The sequence below is a fragment of the Aliidiomarina sp. genome, from assembly GCF_047920995.1.
Classification (GTDB): Bacteria; Pseudomonadota; Gammaproteobacteria; order Enterobacterales; family Alteromonadaceae; genus Aliidiomarina.
The window spans coordinates 68,885-84,545 of the sequence record NZ_JBLRWZ010000005.1 but is presented as its reverse complement, the minus strand read 5'-3'; the positions used below and the strand labels follow the sequence as shown (position 1 = coordinate 84,545).

Annotated in this window: 13 protein-coding genes; 3 read left to right on the top strand and 10 right to left on the bottom strand. The window is 47.4% G+C overall.

Annotated features, from left to right (window positions below; translation table 11 throughout):
* Positions 1-122: 122 nt before the first annotated feature.
* The 6 genes from ACNA7P_RS02660 to ACNA7P_RS02635 form a co-directional block, all read right to left on the bottom strand.
* The gene (locus ACNA7P_RS02660; RefSeq protein ID WP_416257060.1) at positions 123-530 is read right to left on the bottom strand and encodes a putative zinc-binding protein; all 408 of its coding nucleotides are present in this window, start codon (positions 528-530) and stop codon (positions 123-125) included.
* Between the two features lie 103 nt (positions 531-633).
* Entirely contained in the window at positions 634-1,632 is a 999-nt protein-coding gene (locus ACNA7P_RS02655) for a putative RNA methyltransferase (RefSeq protein WP_416257059.1), read from the bottom strand.
* 58 nt (positions 1,633-1,690) lie between these two features.
* Positions 1,691-2,752 carry an efflux RND transporter periplasmic adaptor subunit gene (locus tag ACNA7P_RS02650; RefSeq protein WP_416257058.1) on the bottom strand — a complete coding sequence of 354 codons (1,062 nt, stop codon included), beginning with the start codon at positions 2,750-2,752 and terminating at the stop codon, positions 1,691-1,693.
* Positions 2,752-6,105 (bottom strand): efflux RND transporter permease subunit, encoded by a 3,354-nt coding sequence (locus ACNA7P_RS02645; RefSeq protein ID WP_416257057.1) that lies wholly within the window; start codon positions 6,103-6,105, stop codon positions 2,752-2,754. The genes ACNA7P_RS02650 and ACNA7P_RS02645 overlap by 1 nt, the downstream gene beginning before the upstream one ends.
* A 10-nt stretch (positions 6,106-6,115) precedes the next feature.
* Complete coding sequence (locus ACNA7P_RS02640; protein WP_416257055.1) at positions 6,116-6,319, bottom strand: DUF2892 domain-containing protein; 204 nt, start codon at positions 6,317-6,319, stop codon at positions 6,116-6,118.
* A 164-nt stretch (positions 6,320-6,483) separates the two neighbouring features.
* Entirely contained in the window at positions 6,484-6,786 is a 303-nt protein-coding gene (locus ACNA7P_RS02635) for an ArsR/SmtB family transcription factor (protein ID WP_416257054.1), read from the bottom strand.
* Between the two features lie 277 nt (positions 6,787-7,063).
* Between ACNA7P_RS02635 and yegQ the strand changes: the two genes are divergently transcribed.
* Together yegQ and ACNA7P_RS02625 are read left to right on the top strand one after the other, a co-directional pair.
* The gene (gene yegQ / locus ACNA7P_RS02630) at positions 7,064-8,422 is read left to right on the top strand and encodes a tRNA 5-hydroxyuridine modification protein YegQ (RefSeq protein WP_416257053.1); all 1,359 of its coding nucleotides are present in this window, start codon (positions 7,064-7,066) and stop codon (positions 8,420-8,422) included.
* Positions 8,423-8,614, top strand: a complete 192-nt coding sequence (locus ACNA7P_RS02625; RefSeq protein WP_416257052.1) for a YfhL family 4Fe-4S dicluster ferredoxin — start codon at positions 8,423-8,425, stop codon at positions 8,612-8,614. It abuts the gene before it with no gap.
* 4 nt (positions 8,615-8,618) lie between these two features.
* Here ACNA7P_RS02625 and ACNA7P_RS02620 read toward each other — a convergent pair whose 3' ends face one another.
* The 4 genes from ACNA7P_RS02620 to ACNA7P_RS02605 form a co-directional block, all read right to left on the bottom strand.
* Positions 8,619-10,940, bottom strand: a complete 2,322-nt coding sequence (locus ACNA7P_RS02620; protein ID WP_416257051.1) for a dehydrogenase E1 component subunit alpha/beta — start codon at positions 10,938-10,940, stop codon at positions 8,619-8,621.
* Positions 10,941-10,946: 6 nt separating this feature from the next.
* Entirely contained in the window at positions 10,947-12,128 is a 1,182-nt protein-coding gene (locus tag ACNA7P_RS02615) for an acyl-CoA dehydrogenase (protein WP_416257050.1), read from the bottom strand.
* A 98-nt stretch (positions 12,129-12,226) separates the two neighbouring features.
* Positions 12,227-12,943 (bottom strand): hypothetical protein, encoded by a 717-nt coding sequence (locus ACNA7P_RS02610; protein WP_416257049.1) that lies wholly within the window; start codon positions 12,941-12,943, stop codon positions 12,227-12,229.
* A gap of 151 nt (positions 12,944-13,094) precedes the next feature.
* The gene (locus ACNA7P_RS02605; protein ID WP_416257048.1) at positions 13,095-14,189 is read right to left on the bottom strand and encodes an OmpA family protein; all 1,095 of its coding nucleotides are present in this window, start codon (positions 14,187-14,189) and stop codon (positions 13,095-13,097) included.
* A 445-nt stretch (positions 14,190-14,634) separates the two neighbouring features.
* Between ACNA7P_RS02605 and ACNA7P_RS02600 the strand changes: the two genes are divergently transcribed.
* Positions 14,635-15,591, top strand: coding sequence for a DUF4382 domain-containing protein (locus ACNA7P_RS02600; protein ID WP_416257047.1), 957 nt, complete (start codon positions 14,635-14,637; stop codon positions 15,589-15,591).
* Positions 15,592-15,661 lie beyond the last annotated feature (70 nt).

The following is a 15,661-nucleotide window of genomic DNA, read 5'->3' as shown; positions in this document are numbered from 1 at the left end:
ATGCGTTACAGGTTACGGCTATTGGCCGCTTATGGGTACGCAGTATTTGCAGTACATTTGATGCTTACTTACATGAAGGGCAGCAACGTTACTCGAAAGTAGTGTAACAGCACAAAACTGAATTATAATTTGGGTAAACTGGTCATCACTTTACCTAAGCCAAGCTTTGCATAAACATATTCTAATGCGTGATAGGTATCTGCTAACGAGTATTCTTTATTTGGGGTATTTGCAGTATCAATTTTTTCTTCTAACACATCTGTTATATCAACATGCCAGGTTGGTTGTATAGATTGCTGCTGCAGGATTTTATGAACGCAGTGCTGAGGGCAGCCATCAAGCGCTAAGATTTCTCGGCCCGAGTGCGCAACCGAAAGAAATTCATGCACACAGCCACTAACTCCAGAGATACAGGACACGTCCGCAACGCCCTCATGATAAAGCAGTGCGGCAATATCGTTCGCTATTTGTGCACCATGCGTGCAGCCTGCGCACGAATAAACCAAGGGTTTTGTATTGAAATTTGCCATAACTATGCTCCTCATTACGAAGCATAGTGTAAGCGCTATGTATAAATGAGATGTTGATATGCATCAACCCCGGATAAGAAATGTAACGACCCGCGATTGCTCTCTACTCGCCTTTTCTGAGAATAGTAACTGTAACCGCCGCTCGCACCGATAATCCCTGTAAATTTGCAACACGAGCTTTACCTTCTGCTGGAGCTCGGAACAGGTGCGGAGTCATACTCAAAAGATTTCGCACAGCTGTATTGCTGGATAGCTCCAATGAGTATTCAACAAGCCTGGTGCATTCATTCGCAAAGCTTCCTGCATTTACTCCACAACTCACTTTAGTATTTACATCAGTACCTTGCCCAGTGTGTTCACCAGTTCTTAACACACGCTTTCGTTCTGAGTTGAGCTTTGGATATATCAGTTCACGCAGTTCCAATAAATGTTGGCTTGTTGGATCAAGCATTACTAACACACCACCGGGCCTCAGCACACGATAAAACTCGCTGAATACAGGAAAGCCAAAAATACACAGTACACAATCAATCGAGGCGTCTGCTATTGGCATTTGCGCATTAGTTCCTACAATCCAGTGCCCGCTAGATCTCGCCTTAGCTTTAGCCGTTAGCCCCGCCAGCGAATTATTCTCACTCGCTGGATAAACATAAACGTCTACTAGTGATTGCTTAGCTGCGGCCTGTATCGCCCACTTAGAGACATCGATACCTACCACACTAAGTGTGCTATTATTTGCATCGGGGTGTTGCAGTAATTCACGTAAGTAGTACCCTTCGCCGCATCCTGCATCTAACACAGTAAAGCACTCTTCAGAGCCACTAATGCCTGCGGCCTCAGCGAACACAGCCTCACTTATAGCCGCGGCTATTGGTTGATAGTAGCCACTATTGAGAAACTGACGGCGAGCTTCCACCATGGCTTTACTATCACCCGGGTCTTTACTGCGCTTATGTTGCACTGACAGCAAGTTCACATAGCCTTGCTTAGCAACATCGAAGCTATGCCCTTTGTTACACTCCCAAGAACTTCCGTACTCAGAAAGGCACAATCGCTCACCATCAAGGGGACACACTAAATCAGTAAAGGATAACAACACCATTAACTCCTCTAATTACCATTATTTGGCAATTTTAGCGCACAAACTCCCTGCTCCCTAACTACTGATTTAACAATACAAGCTCTTCGCCGAAATTAAGGCCGGCAACCACTTCCACCATTTCTGCACCATTGTGGGTAAATGCCTCACCTAAGCGCACTAAGCGGCGCTCTTGTTGGCCATCACGCCACACATGTACGTAATTAAGCTGGCCCAACCGGGTAATCGCCAGTGCAGGTACGAGCAACGCTTCTCGCTGCCCTACTGGCACAGCCACCTTGCCGTACATGCCTGGATACATTCCTGCGGTGCTCTCCGGCTGCAAACGCACGTTGAAGCTACGTGACGCTGTATCGGCAGCAGGTTCAATTTCCACAACCGTGGCATTAGTTTTGCTCGCAAATACATCAAGCTCAATCGGTAAGGCATCGCCCAAACTAATGAAAGCGAGCACCGATTCACTAACAGGGGCTTCTAAACGCAAGCTTTCTGGATCATACATGCTCACTAACAACATGCCCGGCGTAGCGGTATCACCGGTAAACACTGCCCGGCGGCTTACCACACCATGAAAAGGTGCCATAATCACGCTAAAACTTTCGCTAGTACGAGCCTCAGATAGCGCTTCTCGTGCGCGAATCAAATCTGCTTCTGCACTGTCACGCGCAGCGCGCGCCTCATCTAATCGTGCTTCAGGCAAAACACCTTGGCTTACCACGGTAGCAATACGTTGGAAGTTCGAGCGGGCTTCGTTTACTCGCGCCTGAGCTGCTGCTAGGCCTTGCTCTTGTTGCCGCACTCGCGAACTGAGATCATCGCTTTCTAAGCGCAATAAAATATCACCCGCTTGTACTACATCGCCTGCATCTACCAAAACCTCGGCTACCCGTGCAGTAATCCGAGCAGAAATCGACGATTGCTGGCGGGCCTGCAAACTGCCACTAAAATTGCGGGTTTGCGATACTACGGTGGTGCTCACAGCAAATGTATTCGGCTCAGCGCTTGCTGCCGGGGTACGCGTTTCAGTTGGCAGCTTGCCCACAAAAATTCCGGCAAGCCAGGCAAACACCAATGCCAATCCCAATAACGCAGCAACAAAAACAACTATACGCTTACGATTCATTATTCATTCTCCTGTTGCTGCGGCAAACCATAACCTTCCGCATCTTTATACATGAGGTAATACACCACTGGAATTACCAGTAAGGTAAATAAAGTAGAGGCGGTGATACCGAATATTACTGCCCATGCCAAGCCGTTAAAGATTGGATCAAGGGTAATTACAATATTCGCTAACATTGTGGTTCCCGCTGTTAACAATATCGGCCGTGTACGCGCGGCTCCCGCATCAAATAATGCTTCTTTCAACGTGCATGGGGTACGCAAGCGTTGCTGAATAAACTCAATCAGTATTAATGCGTTTCGCACTACGATGCCGGCTAAGGCAATCATGCCGATCATCGCCGTGGCAGTGAATAATGCAGGGTTGGGGTAACCCATAATATCGGCCTTAAACATATTCAAGAACCAGAAGCCCGGCATAATCCCGATTACGGTAAGCGGAATGGATAGCATCATGATGCCAGACACCCCTTTCAACCCGGTTTGCAACACCATTACAATGTATACACCGAGCAGTGCTACGCCGTAGGCAATGCCCAAATCTCGGAACACATCGAGGGTTATTTTCCACTCACCTTCGCCGCTCCATACCACTTGAATATCATCGGGCACGCTCCAACCCAAGCCCGAACCATTATTGAAGTAATGGCGCTGCCAGCGCGGTACTTTCTCATTGCGATCACTATTTTGGTCTACCATCACATCGGCAACCACATCCGCAGGTACACGGCCCACTGGTTCAGCATATACGTAGGCAACTGGACGCAGATTCTTATGCAAAATAGGCCGTTCGGCTGGCATTTCTACAAATTGGCCTAGCTCGGCTAATTGCACTAACGGTGCAGGAGCTGCCACTAGCCCATTGCCTTGGCTTTGTTGCGCAATTCCCTGTTCGCCACGCACATATAGCGATAACAAATGGGCTGGGTTATCCCTACTACCCACCGGCAACCTAATTTCAATAGGGAGCGGGTTAATTTCCGTTGGCTGCTGCAATTGATCGATGGTTAGCCCAGCGGTTGCTGCATAAATACTCTGATGAATATCTTGCGCACTAATACCCGATAGCGCAGCTTTCTCCCGATCCACAACAAAGCGCCATACCTTATATTCATAGGGCACCGAAGTATCCACTTCACTAACAAAATCTTCTTTGCGCATGCGCTCCGCAAGCACCTGTGCAGCGCTTTCTAAATCTTCATAAGGGGTTTGCGTATCACCATAGATTTCTGCAACCACAGTGGCCAGCACCGGTGGTCCTGGTGGCATTTGCACAATCTTCAAGCGAGCACCAACCGCTGCTGCGATTTCTTCCAGCGGATCACGCAACCGATTTACCATTTCATTCGATTGCATCGTTCGTCGATGTTTATCAGCCAATACGATTCGGGCTTCGCCTTGCCATGGTTGATTGCGATGAAAGTAATGCCGCACCATACCATTGAAATCCATTGGCGAAGCAATACCAGCAAAAGTAGAAACTGATGCCACTTCCGGTACACGCTGCAGATATTCAGCCATCCGCTCAAGCGCCATCGCCGTAGCTTCAACCGAATCGCCTTCACGCATATCCACAATCAACTGAAACTCATTTTTATTATCATGCGGCAGTAACTTTAACGGTACTAAGCGCATTGCCGGTAGCGCTGCCGCGATAATAAACAGGCCAGCTACGCTCCACAAAAATACTTTGGCGCGTTTTTTCGAATCGAGTAGCGGCTCAAGAATTTTCCGATAGCCTTTGTATAATATCGATGTGCTCGGATCATAAGCACCCGTTTGCTTGGCTTTGCCCATGATTTTGTAGGCTAACCACGGCGTGATTAAAAATGCGGTAATGGTTGAAAAAATTACACTTACCGGCACATTGAATGCCATGGGCGCCATGTATGGCCCCATCATGCCGGTAATAAAGAACATGGGTGTGAATACAATAATAATCGCTAGGGTAGACATCAGCAGCGCGCTACGAATTTCCACCATTGCCCCGATTACCGTGCGCTTGGTAACCTTACCACTCTCGCGCATGTGCCGCTCAATGTTATCAATCGCAGCAATTGGATCATCTACAATTAAGCCAAGTGCCAAAATTAGGGCAAAAAGCGTTACTCGGTTAATGGTGTAACCGAATAGCAAATCCATTCCTAACGTAGCGCCATACGCGATCGGAATAGCAATCGCTACTACCAGCGCCGCTCGCCAACTTAAAAATAAACCAACAAAAACCACCACTACTAGCACCGCAACCGCCAAGCTACTCACAAGTTCAGATACTTTGTCGTTGGCAGTTTCACCATAGTTGCGGATTACGGAAATGCCCACACCTTCGGGTAACCATTCTGCTTCCAGTTCGGCGAGCGTATCGAGCACATTATCAGCCACCCAAACCGCGTTCGAGCCGCGTTGCTTGCCTACCGAAATGAATACTGCCGGAAACTTATCGGCTCCGGAATCGGCGCCCAATCCTTGAAACTCTGGGCCAGGGTAGAAAAAGGTGTAGCTACTTGCCTGTTCGGGGCCATCTATCACATTGGCAACATCACGTAAGTACACTGGCTTGCCGTTCACCACATTTACAACAGTGTTGGCAAGCTCGCTAGCACTGCGGAAAAACTCACCACTTTCAATTTGCACTACGCGATTTTGTTGATGCAACATGCCAGCGGTAACTTGGCTGTTGCTCACCTGCACCGCTCGAGCAATATCGCTCAATGTTGTGCTATGCGCAGCGAGCCCTACACTATCAAGTTCTATTTGAATGGTACGTGCTTGGCCGCCGGTAACCTCAACACGACTGGTGTTTTTAATCGATTTCAGTTTTTGCGTAGCTTGCTCGGCTACACGGCGCAAAGCAAACGCATCCGCTTGCTCTGCATCCGTGCTATACAACGCCGCCACCACAATCGCGACATCGTCAATTTCAATCGGCTTTACAGCCCAAGTATTTACCACTGCAGGGATTTGATCTTGGCTGGAATAGAGCTTGTTGTAGAGCTTTACTAACGAAGTTTCGCGATCCTCACCCACATAAAACCGCACAGTTACGGTGGCATGATCACGATTAGATTGCGAGTAAACGTACTCTACGCCATCAATCTGCGAAACTAAGCGTTCGAGTGGTTCAGTAACTTGCGTAGCTACTTGCCGCGCAGATAACCCGGGGGCGGTTACCATTACATCGGCCATTGGTACTACGATTTGCGGGTCTTCTTCACGAGGCGTTAGAATAAGTGCAACAACACCGAGCAGCAGCGCAAAGCCAATTAAAATCGGCGGAAACGCACTGTTTAAAAACCAGCTAATGAGCTTTCCCTGCTCAGCCAACTGCCGATCGTTTTTCGTTGCTGCACCCATTACTTACTCCTTACTTAAATGCTTGGCCTGGCTTAAAACCCGCTGCTTTCAAGATCTTTGCCAACGGGCAAAAGCCTGTGAAAGCTGCCTGCAGCATGTTTAAGCCTACAAACGCAGTTAAAATCAACCAACCTTGGCTTACTTGCCAAGCAAGTACTACAGATACTAGTACAACAATACCTGCAAACGCGAAAACAAAACGATCAATATTCATGCTTATCTCCTTTTGGCTGCATCTTCATACTGTTGATACAGCAATTGCTTAACGTACCCATTGGCATAGCCACATTTCCACCTAATTCAGCTTTCTCGAGTTTAGCGAACAAATATCAATAAAGAATAAATTAGGTAATGCTAATATATTAGCTGTAAAAAAATCTACTCGCAGTAGATTCCGTGCAACGATTCTAAAATTCGCAGCGCTTTTTCGTCTTCAATCCTGTACAACACTGTGGTGCCTTCTTTACGAAAGCCAACAATTTTCTGCTCCCGCAACTTCGCTAAATGTTGCGATAGCGATGATTGCGATAACGCAACTTTCTTCTCGAGCTCACCAACCGACATTTCACCATTCACCAAATAGCAAAGCACCATTAAACGATGGCTATTCGCCAAGGATTTAAGAAGCTGTTCTGCTGCGCCTGCATTCACTTGCATCTGCTCAATTGAAATGGTGTTCATGTAATGCCACTCATTATATTAGTAAGTTCTAATTTACTCAAGTTCAAAGTAAGGGCGGTGAGAACTGAATAGGATGCTCATCATAACGAAAAAAGCAGAGCGATAGAATCGCTCTGCTCACTTTGCCAGCATTATTTTTGTTAAGGGGTGGCTCTGTACCCCTAATGAGGTAGCTAACGGGAAATTCAAACACACATTGCGCCAGATCAATTCGCTAAATCACCCGCCATTTATAATGCTGCCATCGCAAATTTGCCTCGTTTTACTTAGGTTATTCATGAAACATATTCCAGAATTGCTCTCGCCAGCTGGCAGCCTGAAGGCTATGCGGCTCGCTTTCGCTTATGGCGCCGATGCGGTATACGCTGGCCAACCCCGTTTCAGCTTGCGGGTGCGCAACAATGAATTCGATCTTGATACCCTGAAAATCGGGATTACAGAAGCGCATGCGCTTGGCAAAAAACTGTATGTGGTGTGCAACATTGCGCCACACAACGCCAAGCTACAAAACTTTGTAGCAAACATCGAGCCGGTAATCGCGCTCGGGCCAGATGCCTTGATTGTGTCTGATCCCGGTGTGGTGTATTTGCTCCGCGAACATTTTCCACACATGCCGCTGCACCTCTCGGTGCAAGCCAATACGGTAAACTGGGCAGCCGTTAAGTTCTGGCAGCAGCAAGGGATTGAACGAGTAATTCTATCCCGCGAACTCGGGCTTCAAGAAATTGCGGAAATTCGTGCGCAAGTGCCCAGCATGGAAATTGAAATATTTGTGCATGGCGCCCTGTGCATGGCCTATTCAGGCCGTTGTTTGCTCTCTGGGTACTTTAATAAGCGCGATCCGAATCAAGGTGCCTGCACTAATTCATGCCGCTGGCAATACAAGGTAACGCCAGCAATAGAAGATGCAGTAGGCCAAATTAACCCGCTGCCGAAAGTACTACAAGATGCTGTAGTACTAGAGGAGCCCCAGCGCCCAGGCGAATACATGCCCATGTTTGAAGACATGCATGGCACTTATATTATGAATTCTAAAGATTTGCGCGCAGTGCAGCATGTTGCTGCCCTTACCGCGATGGGCGTGCATTCGTTAAAAATTGAAGGGCGCACTAAATCGCCTTACTACGTGGCCAGAACCGCACAGGTATATCGCCAAGCGATAGATGACGCCGTAGCAGGCAAACCATTTAATGCCGATTTACTTAGCGAACTTGATGGCATGGCTAACCGTGGTTTTACTGAAGGCTTTTTACGCCGCCATATTGCGCAATCTGAACTACAAAACTACACCACTAGCCATAGCGAAGGTGAGCAACAGTTTGTAGGTGAATTTACCGGTAATAGTGAACAGCGCAACAACGTTCTGTTTGCAGAAGTAACGGTGAAGAATCGCTTTGCTATTGGCGATTCCTTGATATTCATGAACACCGCCGGTAATCACCATGCTGTGTTAGAACAGCTTGAAGATGCGCATGGTACGCCAATGTTGGTAGCACCAGGCTCCGGTTATACGGTATGGATGCCACTAGCCGATGCCAATATGCCACTGCCGCACGCAATGCTATTGCGCCAGCTGTACATCACTGCTGCAGACATAGAGCCAACCGCTGAAATTGCCATTAACGAGGTGAGTTAAATGTCGTTATATATTACTGATGAGTGTATTAATTGCGATATGTGTGTGCCCGAATGCCCCAATGACGCCATTACCATGGGCAAGGTATATTACCAAATTAACGCGGATTCATGCACCGAGTGTGAGGGGTTCTATGATGAACCCCAGTGTATTCCGGTTTGCCCGGTGGATTGTATCCTGCCTCTAGCGTAGGCTCTTATGTTTTAGGTTCATATGCTTTAGGCTCCTGTGCTTTATCCCATAGCAAAGCGCGAGCGGCGCGCACTACGGTGTCTTTGCTTGGTAGCACATGGTACGCCGCCTTCGCCAACGGAATAAAGGAATCATTGGCGCATACACGGCTAACCCTGCCTTGGTACCCCAGTTCATGTAAGCGGGTATACAGCTCTTCCGATACCGAGCCAGTTTCCCTACACTCATCTACCAAAAGTACATTGGCGCAATCATCAATCGCTAGTAATAAGCTTTCCATTGGCAATGGATGCAGCCAGTTCAAATCAATCACTCGCGTTTGTAAGCCCGTTTTAGCCAGCTCCTTTTGCGCTTGGCAACTCAAATAATAACCATTACCGTAGCTCACAATACACACATCCGTTTGCAGCGTATTGCCATTTGCATCGGCGCTATGATTATCATCAGCGGCGCGGGTTTTCCCGGTAACCTGCTGGTTAACGCTCAACTCATGGGCATCTAACTCAACAACACTTACCTCAGCAAACCCTATCCGTTCATGTGGTTCGGGGTATTGGAAACTCCACAAACCATCACCCGGAGTATGCAGATCTTTCTGGTTATATAACGCGATAGGCTCTAAAAATATTACCACACGTTTTTGTTCATCGGCCAGGCGTACTGCCTCGCGCAACAAACGTGCAGCACTTGCGCCATTAGATGGGCATACCAACACTACGCCCGGTAAATCCCGAAACACTGCAAAACTATTATCATTATGGAAGTGGCCACCAAAGCCACGCTGATAAGCAAGGCCGGCAATGCGGATTACCATGCCATTGTTGAACTGGGCATTACTAAAAAATTGTAATGTGGCGGCTTCGCCACGAATTTGGTCTTCTGCATTGTGCACGTAAGCAAGAAATTGAATCTCCGGAATGGGCAAAAAGCCATTGTGCGCAGCACCAATCGCCATACCCAAAATGCTTTGCTCGTCGAGCAATGTATTCATAATGCGGTTCGGCCCGAATTGCTGCACTAAACGGTTAGTAACGCCATACACGCCCCCCTTTTTACCCACATCTTCACCCATCATGATGGCATGCGGATATTGGCTAAAAATATCCAGCAACGCCCAATTTAAGAGTTTATTCAGGGTGTGGGGCTTACCAAGGTTATGTTTTTCGTGGGCGAATAACTGTTCTCGCGCGCTGCCTGTTTTCGGTTCTGGCATTGGGCGCTCAGGATGTTGCGGGGCAATGCTAGCCATTACTTGCGCAGCATTCTCTAGCTTCGGCTTACGTATCGCTTGTTTACCTTCTGCGCGTACCCGCGCAAACAAATTCTGCACATGCTCGTACATGTGCTCTCGATCAGCAATACCATAGGCAGCAAGTAAGGCTAAGCTTGTACGCAACGGATCGTTTAATTCGTTATTTTCAATCTGCTGCTTGGCAAGGTAGGTGGTTTCGGCATCGGAACCCGCATGCCCATACAAGCGCACGCACTTCATATGCAAAAACACCGGCTGCTTAAGCTTCCGCGCCAAGCGTTCCGCTTCTTTTGCGGCACGATACACATCCAACAGATTGCGGCCATCACAGGCCACATAATGCATGCCCGGCCGATATTTAAAACCAGCCTCTATCCAGCCGTGCGGCGTGGCAGTACTAATGCCAATGCCGTTATCTTCACACACCAATACCACCGGTAACGGTATCGTTTGGTAGGCTGCCCAACCCGCCGCATTGATGGCACCCTGAGTGGTGCTATGGTTAGCCGAGGCATCGCCAAAGCTGCAGAGCACTACCGAATCGTTGGGTACTGTTCCTTGATGCTGCAAGCGTTTCGCTAAGCCAATGCTATGCGCCATGCCAACTGCTTTGGGTACGTGGGAACCAATGGTACTGGTTTGTGGCGGAACGAAGTGTGTTTTACTGCCAAGCACCTTGTGGCGGCCACCAGAAATAGGGTCATCTTTGGATGCAGCAAAGCTTAGCAACATATCGTAAATAGGATTACTGTTCGCCACTTGCTTTTGCCGCTGCACAAAAAAGGCACCCGAGCGGTAATGCAAGAATGCCATATCATTGTGTTTAAATGCTGCGGCGATTGCAGCATTGCCTTCATGCCCTGCCGAGCCAATGGTATAGAAACTTTCCCCGGCAGCTTGCAGCTCTCGGCTGTGTAAATCAAGCACCCGGCTGGTAAGCTGACTATCTACCCAATCAAACAACTGTTCAGGTTGAATGCCTAATGCGGGCAAATCTGGCGTTGCTACTGCCGGTAGCTCAGTATCGAATAACGCCGTTAACAGGCGCTCCTGCAAAGGTTGCACCTGGCTCATAAGCACTTAATTTCCGAATGCAGCAATGCCCGTTTGGGCGCGGCCAAGAATTAACGCATGCACATCATGCGTACCTTCATAGGTGTTTACGGCTTCTAGGTTCATTACATGGCGAATCACATGATATTCATCTGCAATACCGTTGCCGCCATGCATATCTCGCGCAACGCGCGCAATATCTAGGGCTTTGCCGCAACTATTGCGCTTAATTAAGCTAATCGTTTCCGGCGCCAAAGTTCCTGCATCTGCCATACGGCCGGCTTGCAAAGCACCTAGTAAAGCAAGGCTAATTTCAGTTTGCATATCCGCTAGCTTCTTCTGAATCAGCTGAGTTGCGGCCAGTGGCCGGCCGAATTGGGTGCGATCTAGCGTGTATTGCAACGCAGCGTGCCAGCAGAATTCTGCGGCACCCATGGCACCCCAAGCAATGCCATAACGTGCCTTATTTAGGCAGCTAAAAGGCCCTTTTAGGCCGGTAACATCGGGAAACATGTTGGCTTCTGGCACAAACACGTTATCCATTACAATTTCCCCAGTAATCGAAGCACGTAAACTAAACTTGCCCTCGATTTTCGGTGCACTTAACCCTTGCATACCTTTTTCCAGTACGAAACCGCGAATCACGCCATCTAACTTAGCCCACACCACAAACACATCAGCAATCGGGCTATTGGTGATCCACATCTTACTGCCGGTTAAGCGAAAGCCACCTTCTGCTTTTACTGCCCGTGTTTTCATACTCGCCGGATCAGAGCCAGCATCCGGCTCAGTTAAACCGAAGCAGCCTACCCACTCGCCACTGGCCAGCTTGGGCAAATATTTCTTCCGTAATGCTTCCGTACCGAATTCATAAATTGGATACATTACCAACGAACTTTGCACACTCATTGCACTGCGGTAACCGCTATCAACCCGTTCAACTTCCCGGGCTATTAAGCCATAACACACATTATTCACTCCCGCCCCGCCGTATTCCTCGGGAATGGTGGCACCAAGCAGGCCAAGCTCGCCCATCTCACTCATTATTTCACGATGAAAATGTTCTTCTCTATTCGCCATCAATACACGAGGCTGCAGATTCTCTTGGCAATAGGCATGGGCACTATCGCGAATCATGCGTTCTTCATCAGATAACATTGAATCCATCAAAAACGGGTCTTGCCAGTTGAATGTTGCGCGTTTGCTCATACTATCCTCGAACGTGTTTCAGAAGTTGCCTACACAACTTACTATATTGCACATAGTTTAGCGACCATGCTAATTGAATACCTACTTAGGCGGCTGCACTACTCCCGGGGGCGGCGTGCTTCCAAAATTACCGTGGTTTCGCCAGTGCTTGGGTTCTCAAACGCCATCATCATGCCATTTTCATACCATTCTTGTTCGCGCATATAACGATGCAAAGCGCTGGAATCAAAACTTTTACCTGGTTGGTTAGAAGTTACCTTCAGCTCGCAGTAACTGCTTCGGCATTCAACACTTGCCAAGGTAAAATCACGAAACTCTTCTTGGCTAATAAAGAAATCCTGTAAGCCTTGCTCCACTGGATACGCCCAATCTGGGTCTACTGGCTCTTCTGCCCGACGCACATTCATTTCATCACCGCTTAAATGCCCGTCCATGGCACTTTGCATTGCTCTTTGCAGTGCTGCGCTACCCGATGATTGGCCGTTATTCTCGATGCTAGCTACCACGGCAGAGGCGTGATCTTCTTCTGCCCGCAACTCGGCTAACTCGCCCTCGCGATCCTCTAACTGCATACGCAGTGCATGATTTTCAGCCTGTAGTTCAGCAATCATTGCTTCCAAGTTCGCTTCATCAATAGCAATCGAGTAATCACGCGGAGTGTTTCGCTCTGCTACATCAGCATTACGGTGCTCAGTAACAGAAGATTGGTATGGTGCAGCACTGATGCTAGGCTCGGGGGCTGATTGCTGCTGCCACAACAGAATCAGCAATACAGAAATAATCACCAAATAGGCGATGTGTAATATTTTTTTCATCGTTAAAATCCTTGCTAAAATCCCTAGTACAACTATCAGTAGTTGCTGCAGAAATCAGGGCGATAACTTAGCTTAGCAGTTCCTTTGTTAAATATCAGCCACAAAAAAAGCACCCTTTCGGGTGCTTTTTCAGCGAAATTCTTGTTAGAAATTAACGCGTTTGCGGTACGCGAATTTCTACAGAAAGGTTCGCTTCAGTACGACGGTTTTGAGCATTAGCGTCGAGGCTGATTTCGTTAACAACTGGACGGCTCATGCCGTGGCCAACTGTAGTAATACGGCTGCGTGAAATACCGTGGTCGTTTACTAAGATATCAGCTACTGCACGTGCACGGCGCTCAGATAAGCCTTGGTTATATTCAGCAGTACCGATTAAATCGGTGTGGCCGTTGATTACAACTTCAGTGTCTGAATGCTCTTTCATGAAATCAGCTAAACGACGGATATCACCGTTGTAATCGCTAGTTACACGAGCTGAATCGAATGCAAAACCTACACGTAAATCTTCTGATACTTGCTCAGTAGTGTAAACAGTACAACCGCGCTCATCTACAACATGGCCACGTGGAGTATTTGGACATGCATCACGGTAATCTGGAACGCCATCACCATCGCTATCTACTGTTGAATCTGGAGCTTCTTCTACTACACCTTCAGTACCACGGCTTTCGCTACGCCATGCATCTAGTAAAGGGCCACCCGTGCCGTAAGCGTAGTTAATGCTTACTAAGAACGAAATGTCGGTGTAATCAGAGTTAAACTGCGGAGCAAACTCTGCACGCAAGAAGAAATCATCATTAAACGTATGACGGTAACCTACAGTACCACGGAACATCATATCTTTATGCTGTTGAACACGTGTTTGGTTCAAACCACCACCAAGATAGAAATTATGGTTAAAGTAATATAATGCATCGGTACCAAACATATGGCCAGATGCGCTATCACTGGTGCCAGTTACGTCGGTTTTTACGCGATCCCAGTAAGTACGAATCGCCCAATGATTAGTTAGGGGTACAGAAAACTCCAAACCTAAGTTCGGTGAGTTGTAGCTGTCATCGATTGAGTAGCCAATGCCATCGCTATCTACATAGAAACGATCGCTATCAAATTTGCTTACGTGTAAACGCAAACCAAACGAGATATCTTCGGTTCCAGCGTAGTTCTCATCGGCCATTACTTGTGGGCTGGCGATTAGTAAGCTAACTAACGCTGCAGGTAATGCTATTGCAAAAATCTTTTTCATAAGGGGGTCCTTCTTTCCTTGAGCTTCTCCACTTACCCGGGAGGCTTGGGGGGTATCAACCCTCATTCTGGCGCAACTGCCGAAATTAGTTAACAGGTTTACCAAAAATTTAAATACGTTTAAGCCAAGCGCTGGCCACACAATTAGTGATCAACATTTTTCAATGCAGATCACGCTAGAGTATAACATTTAACCCTAGAATATCAACGTTTCCCAAAATAGTTCCCCTAACATTGGCAAATAATGATTAATAAATGAAAATATTAAAAAAAATTGCGTATTTGCCGAGTATTCTGAAAATAAACTGTAAACATGCGGCTTTCTCTTGCTCATCATGAGCGTTGTACTGCTATGATAAATGTTCTAGTTTGCGAAAGGCTGAATGTAACGCTTCAATTCAACACGCCTTGTTCGTAATTTGTTTAACATCGCGAGGTATATCTATATGAAACGTATTCATCAAACAATCGCTCTATCAGCCATTTCTCTTGGCTTGTTAAGTGCCTGTAATTCATCAAGTGATGATACCGCACAGTTCTCTCTTGCCGTGAGTGACGCTCCTGTTGAGCAGGCAAATGTAGTAATGGTTTGCTTCGAATCGGTTGAACTCGTTGGTAATGGCGATCAGCCACAGCGCTTTGTTATTGGCGAAAGTGAGAATGCCGTGGCCGCAAACGATTTATGCTTGGATGATACAGGCAACCCAATTCCGAACACTCGCGGCGTTGATTTACTTACGCTGCAGGGCGCAGAAGCAGAAGCGCTGATCGAAAGTGCTCCGGTGCCAGCCGGCAGTTATGGCCAACTGCGTCTCGATATAGCGCCGAATGGTAGCTATGTGGAAGATATCAACGGCGATACGCGGCCATTACGGGTACCTTCAAATCAGCTTCGCTTAGATGGTGTTACCCTTGCCGCTAATCAAGCCTTTATTTACACCTTAGAATTTGATTTGCGCAAAGCCTTAGTGGCGCCGCCGGGATTACCGCATTATCAATTGAAACCTCGGGGATTACGTTTAGTTGATAACGCTGAAATCGGCCATGTTGAAGGTTTTGTTAGTGAAACATTATTACTTGAAAACGGCTGTAATGTGCCACCGGAGAATGCTGATGATCCCGTTGCTGCAGTGTATTTCTACAGCGGCCATGATTTAGAGCTGGATAGCCTTACTGATAACAGTGACGACGAAAATGGGCCGTATGCGAGCGTAAGTGTGAAGTTTGATGGCGCGGGTAGCTATCCATTTAGCTTAGGCTATTTGCACGCGGGTGATTATTTTGCTGCTGTTACCTGTGACACCGATGATGATCCAGAAGAAGAAACTGATTTAACGTTCTTCTACGGTGAAAACATCACCATCGATGTGAATAGCACGCTTGAAATTACTCTTGGTGAGTAAGCAAGTACTGCGTAAGTAAGCGCGAGTAGGTTCTTATAGTACCTTCTTGTACTACCTTCTTTAGCTCAGT